General features: G+C 68.2%; 5 protein-coding genes. All 5 read left to right on the top strand.

What is annotated here, in order from left to right; genetic code table 11:
- Positions 1-881, top strand: an 881-nt coding sequence (locus EON91_RS13975; RefSeq protein ID WP_292095939.1) for a flagellar hook-length control protein FliK, incomplete at its 5' end; no start/stop codon positions are given.
- Between the two features lie 2 nt (positions 882-883).
- A complete protein-coding gene (locus EON91_RS13970; RefSeq protein WP_292095938.1) occupies positions 884-1,600 on the top strand; it encodes a flagellar hook capping FlgD N-terminal domain-containing protein in 717 nt (238 codons plus the stop codon).
- Between the two features lie 55 nt (positions 1,601-1,655).
- Entirely contained in the window at positions 1,656-3,107 is a 1,452-nt protein-coding gene (gene flgE, locus EON91_RS13965; protein WP_292095936.1) for a flagellar hook protein FlgE, read from the top strand.
- Between the two features lie 173 nt (positions 3,108-3,280).
- On the top strand, positions 3,281-3,565 hold the full coding sequence (locus EON91_RS13960; protein ID WP_292095941.1) for a DUF1153 domain-containing protein: 285 nt from the start codon (positions 3,281-3,283) through the stop codon (positions 3,563-3,565).
- A gap of 112 nt (positions 3,566-3,677) precedes the next feature.
- Positions 3,678-4,741: tRNA 2-thiouridine(34) synthase MnmA (gene mnmA, locus EON91_RS13955; RefSeq protein WP_292095934.1), on the top strand; the 1,064-nt coding region annotated here is incomplete at its 3' end.

The following is a 4,741-nucleotide window of genomic DNA, read 5'->3' as shown; positions in this document are numbered from 1 at the left end:
GTTGCAGGGGGAGCGGTGGGTTCGGTGCGCCGCAGCCCCAGGCCGAGGTTTCGACGGACGCTGCCCCGGCTGCAGCCGCCGACGTATCGCCGCGCACCGAACCCACCGCTCCCCCTGCAACTGCCCCGGCTACGACTCCGGCCGAGGTTCGCCCCCTGCCCGGCCGCGGGGCCCAGGATCGCGCGCCGACAGGCCACGCCAACGCCGACCTTGCAGGCGTTGACGGCGCCGCCGACGGCGAGGCCGGCGTCCCGACCGCCAGTGTCGCGGCTGACCCGGCCGCAAAGCCTGCTGTCGCCCCGTCACCGGCCGTCGCCCCCGGCGCACCGGCCGCGGCCGCACCTGCCGCCGTGAACGCATCGGCCGACACCGCCGCGCCGGTGACGCCTGAAGCACAGGCGACCCAGGACACGATCGCCACCCGGCACGAGGTCGCGGCCTCGACTCTCAGCCGCGCCACGGTCGAGACGACCGCCATGATCGCTGCGCAGATCATGCGCCGCCTGGAAGGCCGCTCGACCCGCTTTGAAATGGCGCTGACGCCTGACGATCTGGGCCGCGTCGATGTCAGCATGGAAGTCGGCGCTGACGGCGCCCTGACCGCGCGCCTGGCCTTCGACAATCCCGCCGCCGCCGCCGAGCTGCGCGGCCGCGCCGACGAATTGCGTCGCCAGCTTCAGGACGCCGGCTTCCAGCTGTCCCAGGATTCGCTCCAGTTCGCCGAACGCGACGCCTCGTCCGGGCGCGGCTTCGACCGCCGTCAGGACCGCGCCTTCGCCGGCGCCGCCCGCGTGACCGCCGACGCCGATGTCGCCGCGCCGCCGCCCGGCCGCTGGACCCCTCTCACCCTCTCGCCCCAGGGCGTGGACATGAAAGTCTGACCATGGTCTCCGCCGTCACAGCCCAGGGAGCAGCCGGTCGCATCAACACCGGCTCGACCATGCTGGCCTCGAATTTCGAGACCTTCCTGAGCCTGCTCACCGCCCAGCTGCGTAACCAGGACCCCCTGTCCCCGGTCGATTCCAACGAGTTCACCGCCCAGCTGACCCAGATGGCCGGCGTCGAGCAGCAACTGCTGACCAACGACCTGCTGACCGGCCTGCTGGCCGCGCAACAGGGCGGCAGCCTGACCAACGCCGCCAACTATATGGGCCGCGAGGCGACCGCCGTCTGGTCCGCCAACAAGCTGGTCGATGGCGAGGCGACCTGGAGCTACGAGCTGGCGTCCAACGCCGCCTCGGCGACCGTCCAGGTGCTGGACAGCACGGGCAAGGTCGTCTGGAGCGGCGACGCGCCGGCCAAGACCAGCGGCCTGCACGACTTCACCTGGGACGGCAAGACCACCGGCGGCGGCCAGTTCGACGACGGCGGCGTCTATACGCTGAAGGTCACGGCCAAGGACGCGGCGGGCAAGGCGGTCGAGAGCCAGGTCCTGATCCGCGGCCGCGTCAGCGCGGTCGAGATGTACGGCGACGAACCCTACCTGACGGTCGGCAACTCGATCCTGCCGATGTCCACCATCATCGCGCTGGAGGAGCACAAGGCCCCCACCGGCACGAATAATCCCCCCGAAGAAGAAGATCCCGAAACCCCGGCCTGACGGCGCCCGCCGCCTCGGCCACCCACCCTTTAACTGATTTCCCAAGGAGCCACCCATGAGCATCAACAGCGCCATGCAGGCCGGCGTTTCCGGTCTGACCGCCAACGCCGCGGCCCTGGCTGCGATTTCGCAGAACATCACCAATGTGAACACGCCCGGCTACAAGCGCACGGCCAGCGAGTTCCAGACCATGGTCAACAGCCAGAGCACGGCCGGCTATTCCGCCGGCGGCGTCTCGGCCAGCGCCCGCCACTACATCAGCAAGAACGGCAACCTGCAGCGCACGGGCGAGTCGACCCACCTGGGCATCAACGGCCAGGGCTTCTTCGTCGTCACCGACAAGGCCGAGAACATCGAGCCGACCGACGCCCGCCTGTTCACCCGCGCCGGCGCCTTCCGCGTCGACGATCTGGGCTATCTGAAGAACGCCTCGGGCCTGTATCTGCAGGGCTGGCCGGTCGACGCCAACGGCGACATCATTCCCGACCCGTCCGATCTGAACCGCCTGCGCACCATCAACGTCGGCTCGGTCGGCGGCACCGCCGAACGCACCACGCGCGTGGGCCTGAACGCCAACCTCAAGTCCAGCCAGGCCTGGTCGGCCGAGGCTGTCGCCGCCGCCGCCGTGCCGCCCGGCGCCGACGCCTACAACACGCTGACCAACTCGATGGCGATGTACAATGCCGAGACCAATACGGGGGTGAAGCCGGACTTCGAGATCACTATCCCGGTCTCGGATTCCAAGGGCGGTCAGCGCACCGTGGCCATCTCCTTCCTGAAGAGCACGGTCGCCAACGAATGGTATGCTGAAATCCGCGCCGTTCCGGCCGACAGCGTCGATACCGGCGCCGGCCTGGCCAATGGTCAGATCAAGACCGGCATCGTCGCCTTCACCCAGGATGGTCGCCTGGACGTCGCCCGGATGCAGGCGCTGGGCTCCGCCGCCCTGTTCGACGATCCGGCCAACGCATCGATCACCTTTGGCGCTTCCGACGCCGCCGCGCCGGGCGCGGGCGAAGTGAAGTGGGATGCGGGCCTGGGCATCGCCAACCAGACCATCGCCTTCGACATGACGTCGGCGGCCGGCGGCCTGACCCAGTACGACAGCGCCTCGGTCGTTCAGGCGACCATGACCAACGGCACCAACTTCGGCAGCCTGACAGACGTCAAGATCGACGATCTGGGCTTCGTCACCGCCATCTTCGACAACGGTGTGACCCGCCGCATCGCCCAGGTGGCCATCGCCACCTTTCCCTCGACCGATAGCCTGATCGAGGCTTCGGGCAACGCCTATCGCGTCAGCCAGTCCAGCGGCACCTACAACCTGAAGACCCCGGGCTCGGGCGGCGCGGGTAGCATCGCGCCCGAGCAGCTGGAGCTTTCGACCGTCGAACTGTCAGAGGAGTTCACCGGCCTGATCACGACGCAGCGGGCCTATTCCGCCTCGTCCAAGATCATCACCACGGCTGACGAAATGCTGGCCGAACTCATCAACATCAAGCGCTGATGAGCCACCGGGCAGGCGTCTGAATTCATGAATCCGGGATTCAAGAGTATGACTCAAGTGTTTGTGGGACGGACGGATTTTATCCATTCCTTCACCACGTCGCTTAAACGGCCTTTAGCGGCGCCTGCCTACGCTCACGCTCAATGATGTGGTGGTGAATGAGGCATAAGCCCATGTTGCAAGAGCGACGCCTTAACAGCAAAGGCGAACAGTATGTGGTCGGCCCGACCGGCACCCCGCTGACGCTGCGGGACCTGCCGCCGCCGGAGACTGACCGCTGGGTCATCCGTCGCAAGGCGGAAGTCGTGGCGGCCGTGCGCGGCGGCCTACTGTCGCTCGAGGACGCCCTGGCGCGTTACCGTCTGACGGCCGAGGAATTCCTCGCCTGGCAGAAGGCGATCGACAAATGGGGCATGCAGGGCCTGCGCACGACCCGGATCCAGCACTACCGCGGCTGATCCGCCCCTTCGATAAAAGGCTTCAGCGGCCGCATCCGGAAACGGGTGCGGCCGTCGCCGTTTCAGGCCTTCGATTCAGCCCCTCCTCGAAATCGCCCTTTCCAACGTCTATATGGCGGCGATGACCGTGCTGGACCCGATCTGCCCCGTTCCCGAAATCGCCCCCATGTCGAGCCAGGTCGACATGGACGCGGCGATCGAGAGCGCGCGCGCGGCGGTCGGCCTGCCGGTCGGCGCCCGCGTGGTCGCGGCCATGTCAGGCGGCGTCGATTCCACCGTCGTCGCCGCCTTGCTGCACAAGGCCGGCTATGACGTCGTCGGCGTCACCCTTCAGCTTTACGACCACGGCGAGGCGCTCAAGAAAAAAGGCGCCTGCTGCGCCGGTCAGGATATTCACGACGCCCGGCTGGCCGCCGAAACCATCGGCATCCCGCACTACGTCCTCGACTACGAAAGCCGGTTCAAGGACGCCGTCATCGACCAATTCGCCGACAGCTATCTGAAGGGTCAGACGCCGGTCCCCTGCATCCGCTGCAACCAGACGGTCAAATTCCGCGACCTGCTGGACGTCGCCCGCGACCTGGGCGCCGAGGCGATGGCCACCGGCCACTACGTCCGCCGCTCGCCCGCCGGCAATCGCTCGCAGATGCGCAAGGCGATCGACCATTCGCGCGACCAGTCCTATTTCCTGTTCGCCACGACCCAGGACCAGCTGGACTATCTGCGCTTTCCCCTGGCCGATCTGGAAAAGCCCCAGGTGCGCGGCGTCGCGGCCAGCCTGGGCCTGCGCATCGCCGCCAAGCCCGACAGCCAGGATATCTGCTTCGTGCCGTCCGGCGACTATCGCACCCTGATCGACCGCCTGCGCCCGCAGGGGCGTGAGGCGGGCGAGATCGTGCACATGGACGGCCGCGTGCTGGGCAAGCACAGCGGCATCACCGACTACACCATCGGCCAGCGCCGCGGCCTGAACGTCGCCGTGGGCGAGCCGCTGTTCGTGACGAAGCTGGACCCCGACAACCGCCGCGTCATCGTCGGCCCGCGCGAGGCCCTGCTGACCGCCGCCCTGGTGCTGGAAGAAACCAACTGGCTGGGCGACCAGGCGTCGATCGACGAAGCGGCCGCCGCCGGCGCGCCCGTGCTGGCCCGCGTCCGCTCCACCCGTCAGCCCTCCCC

The organism is Brevundimonas sp., assembly GCF_004210735.1.
Taxonomy (GTDB): Bacteria; Pseudomonadota; Alphaproteobacteria; order Caulobacterales; family Caulobacteraceae; genus Brevundimonas.
This window is presented reverse-complemented; position numbering and strand designations above follow the sequence as displayed.